Below are 17561 nucleotides of genomic sequence, written 5' to 3' on the forward strand. Positions count from 1 at the left end.
GTAAATTAGGGGTGCTTCAAAAATTATGGAAAAGTCATCACTTCCTGTTAGGGAAAGATTAATTAAATCTAATAAAACAAGGCTTAATGGTGAGGTACGGGGTAGAGTTTTAGTAACATTATGTGCAATTATTATGATTTCTGCAACAATTGCAATCACAATTTTCCTAAGTACAAAAGGTTTACAGTCTTTCATTAAAAACGGTGTAAGTCCGATTGAGTTCTTAACCAGTACAAATTGGAATCCTACCGATCCAGAAAGCCCGATGTATGGGGCGCTGCCTTTTATCTTTGGTTCTTTCGCTGTAACAATGCTTGCGGCACTAGTTGCAGCACCACTTGGAATTGGAGGAGCTATTTTCATGACAGAAATCGCTCCGTCATGGGGGAAGAAGATACTTCAACCTGTAATTGAATTGCTAGTTGGTATTCCTTCCGTTGTTTATGGGTTCATAGGGCTTACAGTATTGGTGCCTTTTATCAGAGAGCATGTAGGCGGACTAGGTTTCAGCTTATTGTCTGGAACAATAGTTTTAGCAATCATGATCCTGCCGACAGTTACGACTATTGCAACAGATGCGATGGCAACATTGCCTAAATCATTGCGAGAAGGATCTTATGCACTTGGTGCAACAAGATGGCAAACAATCAGGAAAGTGCTTGTGCCAGCTGCACTGCCATCTCTTTTAACAGCAGTTGTTCTAGGTATGGCAAGAGCGTTTGGAGAAGCTTTAGCAGTTCAAATGGTTATTGGAAACACAAGAATTATTCCTGAAAGCATCTTAGATCCAGCCGGAACATTGACAACAATCATTACATTGAATATGGGTCATACAACATATGGAAGTATTGAAAACAATACTTTATGGTCAATGGGTCTGATTCTACTAATTATGTCATTCGCATTTATCTTGCTAATCCGTTATCTGTCATCTAGGAGGAAAATTTAATGAACAGCAGAGTTGCAGATCGTATCGCAACCAGTGTTTTTGTTGCGATAGCTATTGTTATTGTATCCGTACTTGTCGGATTGTTTTCATATATTTTGTTTAATGGCGTCAGCCACATCTCTCTTGATTTCCTGACTAATCCTTCCAGTAATGTTCGTGCAGGGGGCGGAATCAGAGATCAATTATTCAATTCATTTTATATTTTGTTTATCACAATGTTAATCACTGTTCCGCTTGGGGTTGGCGGCGGAATCTATATGGCAGAGTATGCAAAACCAGGTCGAGTAACAAATACAATTCGTACTTGTATCGAGGTGCTTGCATCACTTCCTTCTATTGTTATTGGTATGTTCGGTCTATTAATGTTTGTTAACTTAACTGGATGGGGCTATTCAATCCTTGGTGGTGCGTTGGCACTAACAGTGTTCAACCTGCCTGTTATGGTACGTGTAAGTGAAGATGCACTACGTTCTGTACCGCGTGATCAAAAAGAGGCTAGTCTTGCATTAGGAATTACACATTGGCATACAATTAAAACGATTCTGTTACCAACGGCATTTCCATCTATTCTAACAGGCGCTATTCTTGCTTCAGGAAGAGTGTTCGGAGAAGCAGCTGCTCTATTATTTACATCTGGATTATCAACACCAAGACTGGATTATGCAAACTGGAATCCATTCGTTGAAAACTCACCACTAAATATTTTCAGACCTGCAGAAACCTTAGCTGTTCATATCTGGTCTGTTAATACACAAGGGCTGATTCCAGACGTTGAGGATATCGCAAACGGTGCGTCCGCTGTATTGATTCTGTCTGTGCTGATTTTTAACCTAGGTGCTCGTATAATCGGAAGTTTAATCCATCGGAAACTTACAGCATCTAAATAACGATTAAGGATGATGAAAATGAATACAAGTACATTGCCAAGAACTGCCGTCCTTAACAGAGAACAGATTTCTGAAACGTCAGTTACAAATAAAGAGTTAATCCTTCAAGTGAAGGATTTAGACATATATTATGGAGAAAAACGTGCAGTAAATACAATTTCAATGGATATTGAAAAAAATTCAATCACAGCACTAATTGGACCTTCTGGCTGTGGTAAGTCGACATTCCTTCGCAGTATTAACAGAATGAACGACCTTATCCCTGGTGCTAAAGCAAAGGGAGAAATCCTGTACGAAGGCTTAAATATCCTTGGCGATAATATTGATGTTGTTGCCTTAAGAAAAGAGATCGGAATGGTATTCCAAAAGCCGAATCCATTCCCGAAATCAATCTATGAAAATATCGCTCATGCCTTGAAATTCTCTGGTGTTAAGAAAAAAAGTGAACTGGATGTTATTGTTGAAGAAAGTTTGACGAAAGCAGCACTTTGGGATGAAGTAAAAGACAGACTTCATAAATCTGCTTTATCATTGTCAGGCGGACAGCAGCAACGGTTATGCATCGCCCGTACAATTGCTATGAAACCATCGCTTATGCTTCTTGATGAGCCTTCTTCTGCTCTTGACCCTATTTCAAATGCGAAGGTCGAGGAGCTGATTGTAGAATTGAAGAAGGAATACTCCATTCTTATCGTTACGCATAACATGGGGCAGGCTTCAAGGATTTCGGATAAGACAGCTTTCTTCTTGAGCGGAGATTTAATTGAATTTGACGCGACAGAAAAGATCTTTACTAACCCATCTGTTAAAAAGACAGAAGAATATATTTCCGGCCGATTTGGATAAGGAGGACTATCATGTCAACTGTTGTTGCGCAAGCACCTGTATTTGAAATAAATGACTTAAACCTTTGGTATGGTGACCACCATGCATTAAAAAATATCAATTTTCCAATAAACCGTAATGAGGTTACAGCTATTATCGGTCCTTCCGGCTGCGGAAAATCAACATTCATCAAAACGTTAAACTTGATGATTAACATGGTACCGAGTGTTAAGATGTCTGGGGAAATCAACTATAAGAACAAAAATATCATCAATAAAAAAATCGACCTCGTCGATCTTCGTAAAAATGTCGGAATGGTGTTCCAAAAGGGAAATCCATTTCCGCAGTCCATATTTGAAAATGTGGCTTATGGTCCGAAGATTCACGGTGAAAAACGAAAAAAAGCATTAGAAGAGATTGTGGAAAAATCACTTCGTGACGTTGCACTTTGGGATGAGGTAAAAGACCGTCTGCATAGTCCTGCTATGGGGCTATCTGGTGGACAGCAGCAGCGCCTTTGTATCGCAAGAGCTCTTGCGACAAAGCCGGATGTGCTGTTGATGGATGAGCCGACATCTGCACTTGACCCGATTTCAACATTGAAGATAGAAGAGCTGATGCTTGAACTGAAAGAAAAATATACAATTGTTGTTGTTACTCATAATATGCAGCAGGCAGCACGTGTATCTGACAAGACGGCGTTTTTCTTAATGGGAGAGCTTGTTGAGATTGATGAAACATCTAAAATTTTCTCAAGACCAGCTGACCAAAGAACTGAAGACTATATTTCCGGACGTTTCGGATAAATTGGGGTGCGATGAATGAACACTAGGACGAATTTTGACAGCAATCTTAAAGAATTGAAGCAAAGCCTTTTAGATATGGCAGAGGAATCGGAATATGCCTTAAAGAAAGCAATGGCATCCTTGATTAACCAAGATTTGCAAAAGGCGGAAGAAGTGATAGAAGGAGATAACAAGATTGATGAGATGGAAAATAAAATCAATGATCAGGCAATCTTGTTAATCGCAAAAGAATCACCTGTAGCAACAGATTTAAGAAAGATTATTGTTGCCCTCAAAATTTCGTCTGAAGTCGAGCGGATTGCCGACATGGCTGTTAACATCGCCAAATCAACGATTCATATTGGCAAGGAGCAGCATATTAAAGACATAGTAGAAATCCCGCAAATGATGGAGAAGGCTTTAAATATGCTGAGAGAATCCTTGACAGCATTCTATACAGAGGATACGGTTATTGCCAAAGCAAGCGCAGAAAAGGATGACGAAATTGATGCTATGTACGGCAGACTCATCCAAGAATTAATGGGCTATATCCGTGAAAACCCGTCTGAAACAAAGCAGGTAACACAGCTAGCATTTGTTTGCAGATATATTGAAAGAATCGGTGACCATGTCACAAATATTGCCGAGAATGTCATCTATTTAGTGACAGGAAAAAGATACGATTTGAATAATTAATCAGCAGAGTTTTCTGCTGGTTTTTTTTATGTAATTAATGTGTAAAATTTCTGTGAATTTGTAGATAATGAGCGCTAAATCCTGCATATTGGTAAGTGGGTATATTGTCTTATTTATCATTATTTGCAGGAGGAAAGTCATGTCTGGTAAATGGAAATGGAAGCTGAAAACTAAGAAAAAAAGTAATACTGCCAAGCGGGCATGGTTTAAGAAAAAAAGTCTTGAAAAGGTGAAAAACATCTTTAAATGGAAAGACATTCAAATCCGTTCCAAGCTTTATTTACTGTTCGGTTTTAATGCCATTCTTTTCTTTGCTACAACTGTTATTGTCATTTTCCTGCTCAACATGGTTTGGGCAAAAACAGTCGATATTAAGAATCAAGGCGAAAAGGCGGCAGCAATTGAGGAGATAGGCTCACTTATCAGAGCAAAGGATATTCGGATTGCAGACTATATCACCTTCTTAAAAGAAGATGATATTAAAAGCTATCGGGAACTTCGGAATGAACTAAATGTATCGCTAGAAAGCTTAAATGAGACATTGGACAATAAGGAACAGCAGCAGCTGACAAAGAAAATAGAGATAAATAATAAACGAATTGATGAGCTGTTCATCAGTGTTGTCGCACCTGCTGTTGTCAGGCTCGATGAACAGATATATACAGATGCGAGGATGGAAATAGCTCAGCTTCGCGAGGAAAATGCAGCAACACTTCAGGATTTAATCCAGGATGTGGAAGCAGACAGGAATAATACGATGCAGAATATGGAGCAAAGTATGACGCTGTTTGTTTGGCTGATAATCGGCGCCGCAGCTTTGTCTGCGATTTTCAGCGGCGTGTTTGTCTTCTTTGTATCCCGGTCACTTAAAAACAACTTGGCAAGGATTGTAGGAAGGGCCAAACGGGTCGCACAAGGTGACTTGGAGGAGGATGTGTCCACTTATGATGGCAAGGATGAAATAGGCCAGCTGGAGAAGGCAATCAGCGGTATGGTTGACAGCTTAAGGAAAATGGTGAATGGCATTGGAACTGCAGCTGTCTCTGTCCATAAGAACAGTGAGGAGCTTGCTCACAGCTCATCCAATGTGAAACATTCCAGTCAGCAAATTTCTGAAACGATGGCAGCACTGTCAGTCAGTGCAGAAAAACAGGGAGAAGGGACAGGCCAGCTGATTGCTGCATATAATTCTTTTAATACCCAGCTAGGAGTGGCAGCAGATAATGGAGCAATGGTGAACGAAGGCTCAGCAAAAGTACTCTCTGTGACACGGAGCGGCCATGAATCGATGAAGGAATCTATTAAACAGACGAATATTGTTTATGAAATGATCAGAAACACATATGAAGAAGTGCTGGGAATGGAAGAAAAGACAAGAAATATTCATACACTTGTTGAGTCCATTAAAGGGATTGCGGCTCAAACCAATCTATTAGCATTAAATGCGGCAATTGAGGCAGCTAGAGCTGGTGAGGCAGGCAGGGGTTTTGCGGTAGTCGCAAATGAGGTCAGAAAACTCGCCAATCAAGTGGAAGATTCGTTAGTAGAAATAAACAGTACTGTAATAGCTGTGCAAAATGTTTCTGAAGCAGTTTCTCGCTCTCTTAAGGACGGTTTCCAAGAATTAGAGGATGGAACGGCGAAAATAAGGAAAACTGGCGAAGGGCTTGAAACGATCAAATCAGAGGTAGAAGACATGGTTTGTAACATTGCTGTAATATCCAACACACTCGCAGACTTAATGGCTGGCTCAAAGGAGATAAAAGCGGGCGTGGAAGAAGCTGCAGAAGCCTCCCAAACCTTTGCTGCAGGAGCAGTTTCTTCGTCTGGATCGCTTCAGGAGCAGGATTCTGAGCTTGAACATATCTTTGCGAGGACGAATAAGATGCTGTCAGAAGCTAATAATCTATCTGCCCTTGTTAAGAATTTTAAGATGTAATCTAACTAGGCAGCTTGGTAAATAGTAGTATTTTTAATAGGAATTAAATCCATTTATAGCAGCATGTTCTAGCATGTAAGCGTTTTTTAAAGGAATTGACTTGCGAATTTAATAGAATTGTAATTTAACACCCCCTTTCATATGTTATAACTTAATGGAAAGGGGTTTTAAGATGAGTCTGATAAAAAAGATGATGGTTTTATCATTAATATGTGCTTCATTCTTTTCAACTACATTGATGGCACATGCAGAAACGAGTCAAGAAACACTTACAAATGGTAAAAGCAAACTAGAAGAGAAAGATAAATTGCTCGACGAAAAAGAGCAAGAACAGCAGCAGGCATCAAAAGAGCTTCAAGCTGTTCAAGACGAGCTGAAATCTACAGAAAGCCAATTAGAGGCAAGTAAAAATGAGATTTCAAGCATCGAAAGCAAGATAGAAGAAACGAAACAAAAGATAGAAGAGAAGAAAGAACAGATAGTTGTTTTAGAAGATAAAGTATTAGAACGTAAGGATGTTATGAAAGATAGACTCGTAACCTTACAAAACACAGATAAAACAAACATAATTATGGAAGTTATACTTAATGCTCAAGATTTATCTGATTTCTTAGATCGTGCAGCAGCTGTATCAGCTTTCTATAATGGAGATAAAGACCTTCTGGAACAGCAGCAGCAGGATCTTGAGACGATTGAAGCAGAGAAAAAGGACATTGATGCAAAAGAAGCAGAACTGCAGGAGAGTTATGAGTCTTTAGCTGAAAATCAAGCAGCTCTAGAAGAGAATCTCGAAAAAAGACAGGCAGCTGTAGAGAAGGCTAATAAGGAATACGAAAGCATCTCGAAAGAAATTGAGATTGCGGAGTCAGAAAAGGTAGCAATTGAAGCAGATTTGAAGAAAGCCGAAGAATCAATTAAGAAGCAGCAACAAGAGGCTGAGGCTCGCAAAAAAGCGATTGTACAGCAGCAAACAGCAGTTTCTGCTGAAACAACGGAGGCGCCGAAATCTTCCTCTTCATCTGCATCAAAATCAAAAGGTAAAAACAATTCAAGTTCTTCTTCAAAAGAAGAAAGCAGCAGTTCAAAGACAATCTATGTCTCTGCAACAGCGTACAGCCATGAGAGCACGAAGTCTGATTATACTGCGCTAGGGTATAACATTAAAAAGAATGCGAACATGAAGCTGATTGCGGTTGACCCGTCTGTTATTCCACTAGGCACTAAAGTATGGGTTGAAGGCTATGGAGAAGCAATTGCAGGTGACACTGGCGGTGCCATTAAAGGTCACAAAATTGATGTTCTCATGCCTAACAACAAAAAAGCGAAGGCCTGGGGCCGAAAAACAGTAAAAGTGAAAATCCTTGACTAATAAAGTTCAGGTGCAAAGCTCGCGCTTTGCACCTTTTTTGTCTTTGTATGAAAATTAGGAATATTTGAGAATTATTCTCAAAAATAACTGATTCATGCTATAATTACTTCTGGTCATGGAGCCAGAAAATAATGGAGAAAGACAGAGGGGTATATAAATGAAAAAAATCATGATGTTTATTTTGTTTAGTGTCCTATGCCTTGCAGGATGCGCAAGCAATGCAGATAAAGAAGAGCCAAAGGAAGAGAAAAAGGAACAGACACTAAAAGTGGCTTCCTTAATTCCTCCGATGACAGACATATTGGAAATAGCAAAGCCGCTGATGAAAGAGGAAGGCATTAATTTGGAGATTGTTGTTCTTAACGATAATGTTCAACCAAATAATGCCCTGCAAAACAAAGAGGTCGATGCTAACTTCTTTCAGCATGTTCCTTATATGGAGCAGTACAATCAAAACTCAAATGCAGATTTAGTAGCAGTACAGCCAATCTACCATGCAGTATATGGAGGATATTCTCCTAAGTATAAATCATTGGAAGACCTCCCGGATGGAGCTACTGTTGCAATTGCGAATGACCCGACAAATATCAGCAGATCTCTTGCGCTTATGGACAAGTACGGGCTGATTAAGTTAAAAGATGGTGCAACTAGTACGACTGCAACAGAAGCAGATATCGCTGAAAACAAACATAACTTTGAAATCAAAAAGGTAGACTTACTTATGCTTGCACGAGTCTATGAAGATACAGACCTTACAATCATGACGCCTGCTTATGCAGAACCGCTAGGCTTAAAGCCGAACAAAGACGCTCTATTAACAGAAGGAGTAGAGTCTGCATTTGCCATCACGCTCGTAGCACGAGAGGATAATGCCGATTCTGAAGCAATCAAGCTTCTAGCAGAAAAAATGACTGGACCTGAAGTGAAGAAATTCTTAGAGGAAGACTATAAAGATTCAGCGTTGCCAGCATTCTAATACAAAAAAAGATCCAGCTAATTACTTAGCTGGATTTCAAATATATCTATTTCAAGGGGGAACTTGAAAAAGAGTTAGTGTCTTAACATATTCTTATTGTACCCTCTAATTATGAAGAAACTATGACAAAACTATCAACTTTTCATAACAAGTTTGTGAAGCTTTGAAGACTATAGGTTAATTAAAAAAGCAGTGTGTCTCTGTGAGGGAGAACACTGCTTTAATACTATCGTTTAATTAATGGAGCAAACTAGGGAGGATTTTCCGCTGACTGCCCTTTTAAATATTCATACTTAGTCTACATACGAAAAAGCAGTGTTTCTCATAAAAGAAACACTGCTTTTTATTGCTGCTAAAGTTATTTCTTCAGCTTATTCCAAGTTTCATCAAGTGCTTTCATTGTTTCTTCTCTTGTACTTTCTTTGCCTACATAAGCTTGCAGGCTAGAACCAAATTCTTGGCCAGCACCGTCTGGATATTTCATGAACTGCCAAGTGTATGTTTTGCCTTCTTGAGAATACTTTTGAATCTCTGCGCCTAATGGACCGATATCATCAGCACTTGCTTCAATTGTTTTGAATGCAGGTACATATTTGAAGTCTTTTACTAACATTGTTTTAGCTGTATCAGAAGTAACAGTCCAGTTTAAGAAATCTAGAGCCGCTTCTTTATCAGCATCTGGAGCGCCATTGTGAACAACCCAGTTAGTTGGAACGTCTACCATCAATTTGTCTGATTGTGCTTCATCATCGCTAAGCGGCATTGGAATAAAGCCGACTTCCATATTAGGGCTCAATTTATCCAGCATCGGCTGAATCCAGTTTCCTTGTTGAATCATTGCTGCTTCACCTGTAGCGAATAAAGTGACCTGTGTATTATAGTCAGTTGTTAAAGGATTTTTGTTACCATTATCCAGTGTCAAGTCCAATAGATCAAAGTACTTGTTAAAATACTCATTGCCCTCAATCTTGCTCGTGCCATCATTCAAGCCTTTAATGAACGCATCTGCATCATCTTGATAAGCAAAAGGTACATTCAAGCCGTGGTTTGCAAGCACCCACCACTCGCCATAGCCGATTGAGAAAGGAGTAATGCCCGCAGATTTTAGTTTCTCTGCTGCTGCTTCTAACTCAGTGAAAGTAGTAGGAAGGTCTGTGATGCCTGCTTTTTTGAATAGCTCTTTATTATAAGCGAAGCCGTAACCTTCTAAGTTTACTGGCTGACCGTAAAGTTTCCCATCAATTGTCATTGGAACTAAGGCACTTTCATAAGCATCCTTCACCCATGGCTGATCAGATAAATCCTCGAGCTTATCCTTCCAAGTAATTGCTTCCTGGTAGCCGCCATTACCAAAAATATCTGGAGCTTTATTAGAAGCAAATTTAGCTTTCAGAGCAGCTGCTCCGTCTGCACCGCCTCCGACAGATTCGATATTAAAGGATACGTCAGGATGTTCTTTTGTATATGCATCTGTTAATGCTTTTAATTGATCAGCAATTTCAACTTTCCCGTTGAATATATCAACAACTACTTTTCCGTCCTTGCTGCCTGAGCTATCAGAAGCAGTTTCATTAGAACATGCTGTTGCAAGAAGAAGTGTTGCTGATAATACACCTGCTGCTAGTGAATATTTTTTGAATTTAAAACCCATTGGTTTCCCCTCCTGAATTTTAGGAAAAATTTTATATGGATCTCCATCCTTTAAAAAGGATGGAGGCTGATCCCGAATGTAGCTGTGCTTATTTGATAGAACCGCTTGTGATACCTTTGATAATATGTTTTTGCATCGCAAAGAAGAAAATCAATAATGGAATGATGCCGAGCATTAATGCGGCTAGTGCTAGATCCCATTGCTTTGTATATTGGCCAAAGAAGAAGAAGGTAGCCAAAGGAATTGTCCGCAATTCTGGATTCTGCAAGACAAGGGATGGAAGCAGATAATCATTCCAAATCCATAAGCTGTTAAGGATAACAATTGTTACAGTGATTGGCTTTAACAGCGGGAAGACGATGCGCCAGAATAAACCGAAACGTGAACATCCATCGATAATTGCAGCTTCTTCTAATTCCACTGGTATTCCTTTAATGAATCCGTGATATAAGAAGATAGTCATACCTGATCCAAATCCTAAGTACATGATGACAAGCCCCCAGATGCTGTTCAGCAAGTTCAGGTTGCCGGCTGTCTTAATTAATGGAATCATGATGGATTGGAACGGGATAATCATTGCAGCAACAAAGGACATAAAGATGATATTAGAAATTTTCTTTTTAGTCCTTACAAGCATATACGCAGCCATTGAACAGAACACAACTAATACAATATTGCTTGCGATGGTGATAATTAAAGAGTTGCTTAGTACCTTTAAGTAATCAAGCTTTTCAAATGCACTTACATAGTTTTGGAACTGAAGCACCTTAGGCAATGCTGATGTATTCGTCAAAATTTCAGCAAATGGCTTTAAGGAGTTGGCGATTACATAATAGAATGGTACGAGAAACACAAGTCCAATCAGTATCGCGAATATTTCCAGAATAAAGGTTTTTCCAGTATATTTGCTGCCCATTAGGATTCAACCTCCTTCTTCTTAGACAGTGTAACTTGAAGGACAGAGATTGTTGCCACAACAAGGAAGAATATTAATGCTTTTGCTTCGCCAATTCCGTAGCGGTTGTTAACAAATGCTTCTGTGTAAATGTTAAGCGCTAACATTTCTGTTGACTTAAATGGGCCACCATTTGTCAGGGACAGGTTTGCGTCAAAGATTTTGAAGGAAGACGCAGTTGTTAAGAACAGACAGATTGTTACCGCTGGCGCAACTAAAGGTAAAGTGATATGACGCAATATTTGCCATTTATTTGCTCCGTCAATCTTAGCTGCTTCAATAAGCTCTTGCGGAACATTTTGTAATGCAGCAATGTAAATAATCATAATATATCCAGCACCTTGCCAGACGCTGACAATAACAATTCCCCAGAATGCGGTATTTGCATCTCCGAGCCATGCCAGCTCAAAGAGCGGAATGCCAGTTAACTCTCCAATTGAAGCGAAGCCTCTTACAAAGATGAACTGCCAGATGAATCCTAGCAATAAGCCTCCAAGAAGATTCGGCATGAAGAAAACTGTCCGAAGAATATTTCTTGTTTTCAGCATTTGTGTAACTAAAAGTGCTAAGCCGAAGCCAATTAAATTCGTCAATACAATGGCGACAATTGTATACTTTGTCGTCAGCAGGAATGACGCTTGAAATTGCTTATCCTCTGTAAACAAGTATTTAAAATTATCCAGTCCAACCCATTTTACTTGTCCTGTAATGCCGTTCCAATCAGTAAAAGAATAATAGATTCCGGTAAAGAATGGGATTAAGACAATAATGGTAAAGGCGAGAAACACAGGACCCACAAATAGTGTGAACAGCCCTGCATTTTTCAGTCTCTTTTTCTTGGCTGTTGTAATAGGCTTTTTGGTATTTCTGTTAATAGGTGTAACAATAGTGGAATTATTATGTTCCTCTAATTTATTTTGGTTGTTCACTTTCCGCACCTCCTGTATGTATAATGTAAGTTATAAAATGATTTTATGAAACGGCTTACATTGACGACAAGGGTGGAAAATATTAAACCGCCCTTTTTAGGTGCGGTGATGATAATAGAGATATATTAAATAGGAAGAGTGTGCACAAAGCAGATAAAAGTTGCTCATACTTCCACACTTATGCTCGTACATATAGAAGGGAGGGCAGGTCAGGAGAGAACACCTTTGAACTGCTGACCAGATTAATGAGATGGGGAATCCGGAAAAAACTGATACTGCTGCTGATGATAGCGACCATTCTTCCTTTTGGAACGGGGATTATCATCACCTATTATTATACGATTGACTCTATTAAGGAAAGGTCTGTCACAACTAACTATGACTTTATTAAAAAGGGAGAAGAGGAGCTTTCTGTTTATTTAGAGGATATTGCGCAGATGTCTTCTGTATTGTACCGGTATACTCCTTTCATGAATGTGCTTGTAAATGGGATTGAGGATGACAGTTCTGTTAATGAGGAGGAGGTAAGACGACTGCTGGCGTACTTGTTTAACACAAGAACAGAAATTGAACAGATGCATCTGTACATTGATAATGGGAAAGATTCTTATACAAATTATCATAGTAAAATCAGCGGCAGGGTAAAGTATGAAAATGTTTTTGACCATCCGTACTATGCGCAATTTAAGACAAACAAGGCGGACTATTCTCTTATTGAAGCACCGCATGAAATTTACAGCTATAATAATATCTCTGAAATTCCCAATTCAGAGAAAAATAATGTCTTAAGCTTTCATAATATAATCCGCAATATACCTGCAGAGGATTTCCTCGGTTATTTGTCGATTGACATCAATCTTTCGAGGATTGAGAGCATCGCCGAGCGCCTGTACACAGCAGGAGAAGAGGATTTATATATTGTTGATGACAAGAAAAAGATTATCTATTCTTCAACCAAAGAGGAAATTGGCAATGGAATGACAGAGGCTTGGTATGAAAAGATGCTTGATACGCGTGCAGAACAAAGCTATGAGTGGGAAGATGACGAGTTTTCCGGTGTAATCGTATTCCAGAAGTTCTCAGTTCAAGAGAATGACTGGTATATAGCAAAACGTATTCCGTATGCAATTTTATACCAGACTGCAAGAGAAACGGTTGTTATGAATAGTTTAATAGGAGTTATTGCTTTGGCAATCGTGCTGTTGGTCACATCACTCGTATCGGTAAAGGTGACAGCGCCGATTAAAGTGCTGATTGCCAATATGAAAAAAGTTGAAAGCGGTCAGCTGGAAGCAGACTTCGATTCTTTAGGCAATGACGAAATCGGGATGCTTGGGAAGCACTTTAAATCAATGATCGGAAAAATTAACTTGCTGATTGATAAAGAGTATAAGTTAGAAATCGAAAATAAGGCGTCACAGCTGAGGGTATTGCGGTCTCAGATAAATCCTCACTTTTTGTATAACAGCCTACAGTCGATAGGTACACTTGCATTAAAGTCGAAGGCAGCAAATGTATACTCCTTGTTGACATCCTTATCGAATATAATGCGGTACAGCATGAATATGCAGGAGGATATTGTTCCATTTTCGATGGAAATAAAGCATGTACAAGCATATTTATCGCTGCAAAAGCAGCGCTTTGATGAACAGTTTGAATTCAATATCCATGTATCACCAGGCCTTGGAAATATCCTTGTCCCGAAAATGATTTTGCAGCCAATCGTTGAAAACTGCTTTAAACATGGGTTTGCAGATCAAGTTAAGCTGGCAACAATCACTATTCAAGCTTCGTTATTGAACGATTATATTGTTTTGTCGGTCAGTGATAATGGTAAAGGAGCTAGCATGGAGGAGCTTCAGGAAATCAGGCAGAAGCTCTATAAGAAGGGGAATATAGCAGAACCTGGACAAAGGGAATCAATCGGACTTAAGAATATTTATGAACGAATCCAGATTTATTATGGAAATCAAGCTGAGATGATTATCAGCGGTAAGGAAGATCAAGGATTCATGGTAGAAATATATATTCCAAAGATAATTAATGGGGTGCAGGAACAATGAAAGTTTTGATTGTGGATGATGAAAAGCATGTCAGGGAAGGCATTCGGCTTCTTGCAAATTGGGAAGAGAACAATATTAATGAGATCTATGAGGCAAGCAATGGGGAAGATGCAATCGAGCTTATTGAACGCTACAAGCCAGAGTTGATTTTTTCTGATATGAAGATGCCGAAAATGGATGGAACGAAATTGCTGGAATGGATTAAGCAAAATCAGCCGACTAGCAAGACTGTCGTCATTACAGGCTATGATGACTATGATTACATGCGAAAAGCCATTCATTTCAACAGCTTTGATTATTTACTAAAACCTGTAGATCCAGAGATATTAAATAATACCCTGAAGAATGCCGTGGAAAGATGGAACGAAGAAGAAGTGGACAGGAAAAGGAAGGTGAATTCAGATCAGCTTATTAATAAGATGAAGCCAGCATACCGGGACAGAAAGCTGACCCATTTTTTAACAAGCAGATCTGTCAATGAAGAGGTTTTACGCGAATTCCAATTCTATTTAGCAAGTGAATACAGGGTTGCTGTTTTGTGCATCACAGAAAAAACAATTGAACAGTTTAACAGAGACAGGGAGTTAGCTTACTTTTCCATCTTGAATATTATCACGGAGGCACTTAGTGAAAGAAGGAGCGGGATTGCGTTTCGCTATCTGGCTAATAAAGGTGAAATCGCGATTATCCTGTGGAATAAATCGGAGGATGTTGACCCTTTACTCACAGAAATTTATAAAAAAATTCAGCATACATTTGAAGTTTCCTGTCCGATTGCAGTTGGCGGTCCTGTCGGGGAGCTTGCGAAATTAATGGACTCTTATGAGGCGGGGAAAGAGCTGCTATATTCCATGAATGTTTTAGAAAAGCGTGCAGTTAGGGTGTACAGCGGGTCTTTGCTGCCAAAGCTAGAATGGAAAAGTTTAATGAAGCACAACTCAGCGATTAAAATGGCGATGCAGACAGGAGAAATTGGTGCTTTTCGAGAATTATTAGAGCAAGTTGCAGCAGAATATACCGAAAATGGATTTCTATCATGGAAGCAGCTTTTACATTTTGAGAAGGAATATAGAGTCGTCGGAGAACGGTGGTATAAGAACTATCAAATAGCTTTCCCGGAGGCATGGGAAAGTGCTGAAAACAGAACAGATAGCTTTTTTGAGTCAGATGGAAGCTTTCAGCTAGAAGCATATAAAACATATATAAAAAGAGAAATTGCTGTGTTTCTGAAAAAGGTGAAGCGGGCTTCTGCAACGAAAGAAAGCAGCATCATCTACGAGATTGAAAAGTATTTGCACGCGAATTTCAACAGAGATGTCAAATTACAGGAGCTTTCCGAACGCTTTTTTATCAGCAGGGAATATATCTCAAGAAAATTTAAAAAGGAATTCCAAGTAACCATTACGGATTACTTAACGAAAATCAGGATTGAAAAGGCTAAATCCCTGCTTGTAAACAGCTCGCTAAAGATATATGAGATTGCCAGTATGATAGGCTATCAGGATGACAAGTACTTCCGCAAGCTGTTTAAGAAAACAGTTGGTGTCACTCCAAATGAATATAGAGATGCACAAATCACCAATACGTTAAAGTAAATTAAAAGTAACGTCTATATTGTTTTAATCACTAATATAAGGGTAAAGGGAAGTTCAATATATTCCACCCTATTTGCTCAATGTAAGCAGTTTCAATCTGGGGGATATGCTTTAAAATATAAAGGAAACATATCAATTATTAAAAAGGCTTTTTTGTAAACCAGCAGCGTGTTTGGACTTTTTAAAATAGATGAGGTGCATATAGATGAACAAAAAATGGTGGAAAGAATGCGTAGCCTATCAAGTATATCCGCGAAGCTTCATGGACAGCAACGGCGATGGAGTGGGAGATTTAAAGGGAGTTACCTCCAAGCTTGATTACTTGAAAGAGTTAGGCATTGATGTTATTTGGCTATCCCCGATGTTTAAATCACCGAATGATGACAATGGTTATGATATCTCAGATTATCAGGATATTATGGAGGATTTCGGTACGATGGAAGACTTTGATGAGCTTCTTCACGAGGTACACGCTAGAGGGATGAAGCTTATACTTGATTTGGTTATTAATCATACGAGTGATGAGCATCCTTGGTTTATTGAATCTCGTTCATCTAAGGACAATCCAAAACGAGATTGGTATATATGGAGAGATGGCAAGGATGGGAAAGAGCCGAATAACTGGGAATCGATTTTCAGCGGCTCTGCCTGGAAATATGATGAGGAAACAGAGCAATACTTCATGCATATATTCTCGGGGAGACAGCCTGATTTAAACTGGGAAAACCCTGAGGTGCGGGAAGCTCTCTATAACATGGTTAACTGGTGGCTTGATAAGGGGATAGACGGTTACCGGGTTGATGCTATTTCTCATATTAAAAAAGCACCAGGCTTGCCGGATTTATACAATCCTGACCATTTGGAATATGTTCCGAGTTTTCCTTACATGATGAATGTACACGGAATTGATGAGTTCTTAACAGAATTTGCTGATAAAACAATCAAAAACTATGACATTATGACAGTCGGAGAAGCAAATGGTGTCGGCCTTGATGATGCGGACAAATGGGTAGGCGAAGAAAACGGTTATTTCAACATGATATTTCAGTTTGAGTTCTTAAGTTTATGGAATAAAGATGATGAAGACAAAGTCGATATTATTGCCTTAAAAAAGGTGCTGTCCAAATGGCAAAAGGGTTTAGAAGGCCGAGGCTGGAATGCTTTGTTTATCGAAAATCACGATCAGCCGCGCAGGGTGTCTTCCTGGGGAAATGATAAGCGCTATTGGAAAGAGAGCGCGAAAATGCTTGCATCTATGTATTTCTTAATGAAGGGAACACCATTTATTTATCAAGGTCAGGAAATTGGCATGACAAATGTTCAATTCCCTTCTATTGATGATTATGATGATGTTGGCATGGTTAACTTCTATAAAGTGGAATCGGAAAAGGGAGTTCCTCACGAGGATATTATGAAGGTTGTCTGGAAGCAGGGCCGTGATAATGCCCGGACGCCGATGCAATGGAATGCAGAAAATATGGCTGGCTTTACAACATCAAACCATACATGGATAGGAGTAAATCCTAATTATCTGGAAATCAATGTAGCTAATCAAGAGCAGGACCCTGATTCCATCCTTTCGTTTTATAAAGAGCTGATTAAACTGAGAAAAGGAAGCCCTCTGTTCACTTACGGAAGCTACCAGCTTTATTTGGCGAATCATCCAAGATTATTTGTATACACGAGAACTTTAGGTAAAAGAAAGGCTATCATTATTAATAACTTCAGTGATAAGCCGACCATTTTCAAGGTTCCATCAGAGCTTGTGTATCAATATTCTGAGCTGGCTTTAACTAATTATGAGGTTAAGGATAAAAAGCTCCGCAAGAAAACAGCTCTTAAACCATTTGAGACAAGAGTATACTTTATTTCATAACTTGCTTGCATAAGGAAGGCTTAGCCAAAGAGGGCTAAAGCCTTTTTTTGTTTGTATATAATATGT

General features: G+C 39.2%; 14 protein-coding genes. 11 read left to right on the forward strand and 3 right to left on the reverse strand.

Going from position 1 to position 17561, the window contains the following annotated elements; translation table 11 throughout:
- Positions 1–25 precede the first annotated feature (25 nt).
- From pstC to MKX82_RS02295, 8 genes are all read left to right on the forward strand, one after another.
- Positions 26–949, forward strand: a complete 924-nt coding sequence (gene pstC, locus MKX82_RS02260) for a phosphate ABC transporter permease subunit PstC (protein WP_233316247.1) — start codon at positions 26–28, stop codon at positions 947–949.
- Entirely contained in the window at positions 949–1836 is an 888-nt protein-coding gene (pstA, locus tag MKX82_RS02265; protein WP_233316248.1) for a phosphate ABC transporter permease PstA, read from the forward strand. Before pstC ends, pstA begins: the two co-directional genes overlap by 1 nt.
- An 18-nt stretch (positions 1837–1854) precedes the next feature.
- Entirely contained in the window at positions 1855–2682 is an 828-nt protein-coding gene (gene pstB, locus MKX82_RS02270; protein WP_233316249.1) for a phosphate ABC transporter ATP-binding protein PstB, read from the forward strand.
- An 11-nt stretch (positions 2683–2693) separates the two neighbouring features.
- Positions 2694–3467: a phosphate ABC transporter ATP-binding protein PstB gene (gene pstB / locus MKX82_RS02275; RefSeq protein ID WP_233316250.1), complete on the forward strand. Its 774-nt coding sequence runs from the start codon at positions 2694–2696 to the stop codon at positions 3465–3467.
- Positions 3468–3482: 15 nt separating this feature from the next.
- Positions 3483–4142, forward strand: coding sequence for a phosphate signaling complex protein PhoU (phoU, locus tag MKX82_RS02280; protein ID WP_233316251.1), 660 nt, complete (start codon positions 3483–3485; stop codon positions 4140–4142).
- A gap of 139 nt (positions 4143–4281) precedes the next feature.
- Positions 4282–6081: a methyl-accepting chemotaxis protein gene (locus tag MKX82_RS02285; RefSeq protein ID WP_341074789.1), complete on the forward strand. Its 1800-nt coding sequence runs from the start codon at positions 4282–4284 to the stop codon at positions 6079–6081.
- Between the two features lie 172 nt (positions 6082–6253).
- Positions 6254–7450 (forward strand): 3D domain-containing protein, encoded by a 1197-nt coding sequence (locus tag MKX82_RS02290; protein WP_341074790.1) that lies wholly within the window; start codon positions 6254–6256, stop codon positions 7448–7450.
- A 157-nt stretch (positions 7451–7607) separates the two neighbouring features.
- Positions 7608–8426, forward strand: coding sequence for a MetQ/NlpA family ABC transporter substrate-binding protein (locus MKX82_RS02295; protein WP_233316254.1), 819 nt, complete (start codon positions 7608–7610; stop codon positions 8424–8426).
- A gap of 358 nt (positions 8427–8784) precedes the next feature.
- Here MKX82_RS02295 and MKX82_RS02300 read toward each other — a convergent pair whose 3' ends face one another.
- The 3 genes from MKX82_RS02300 to MKX82_RS02310 form a co-directional block, all read right to left on the reverse strand.
- The gene (locus tag MKX82_RS02300) at positions 8785–10077 is read right to left on the reverse strand and encodes an ABC transporter substrate-binding protein (RefSeq protein WP_233316255.1); all 1293 of its coding nucleotides are present in this window, start codon (positions 10075–10077) and stop codon (positions 8785–8787) included.
- Between the two features lie 88 nt (positions 10078–10165).
- On the reverse strand, positions 10166–10993 hold the full coding sequence (locus MKX82_RS02305) for a carbohydrate ABC transporter permease (RefSeq protein WP_233316256.1): 828 nt from the start codon (positions 10991–10993) through the stop codon (positions 10166–10168).
- A complete protein-coding gene (locus tag MKX82_RS02310; RefSeq protein WP_237940650.1) occupies positions 10993–11961 on the reverse strand; it encodes a carbohydrate ABC transporter permease in 969 nt (322 codons plus the stop codon). The genes MKX82_RS02305 and MKX82_RS02310 overlap by 1 nt, the downstream gene beginning before the upstream one ends.
- Positions 11962–12206: 245 nt before the next feature.
- Here MKX82_RS02310 and MKX82_RS02315 point away from each other — a divergent pair, with 245 nt between their 5' ends.
- The 3 genes from MKX82_RS02315 to MKX82_RS02325 all read left to right on the forward strand — a co-directional run bounded on the left by MKX82_RS02315 (position 12207) and on the right by MKX82_RS02325 (position 17495).
- Positions 12207–14024, forward strand: coding sequence for a cache domain-containing sensor histidine kinase (locus MKX82_RS02315; RefSeq protein WP_237940653.1), 1818 nt, complete (start codon positions 12207–12209; stop codon positions 14022–14024).
- Complete coding sequence (locus tag MKX82_RS02320) at positions 14021–15619, forward strand: response regulator (protein WP_341074797.1); 1599 nt, start codon at positions 14021–14023, stop codon at positions 15617–15619. The genes MKX82_RS02315 and MKX82_RS02320 overlap by 4 nt, the downstream gene beginning before the upstream one ends.
- A 205-nt stretch (positions 15620–15824) precedes the next feature.
- Entirely contained in the window at positions 15825–17495 is a 1671-nt protein-coding gene (locus MKX82_RS02325; protein WP_237940655.1) for a glycoside hydrolase family 13 protein, read from the forward strand.
- Positions 17496–17561 lie beyond the last annotated feature (66 nt).

It is taken from the genome of Niallia sp. FSL R7-0271 (genome assembly GCF_038005785.1).
Lineage (GTDB): Bacteria > Bacillota > Bacilli > Bacillales > Cytobacillaceae > Niallia.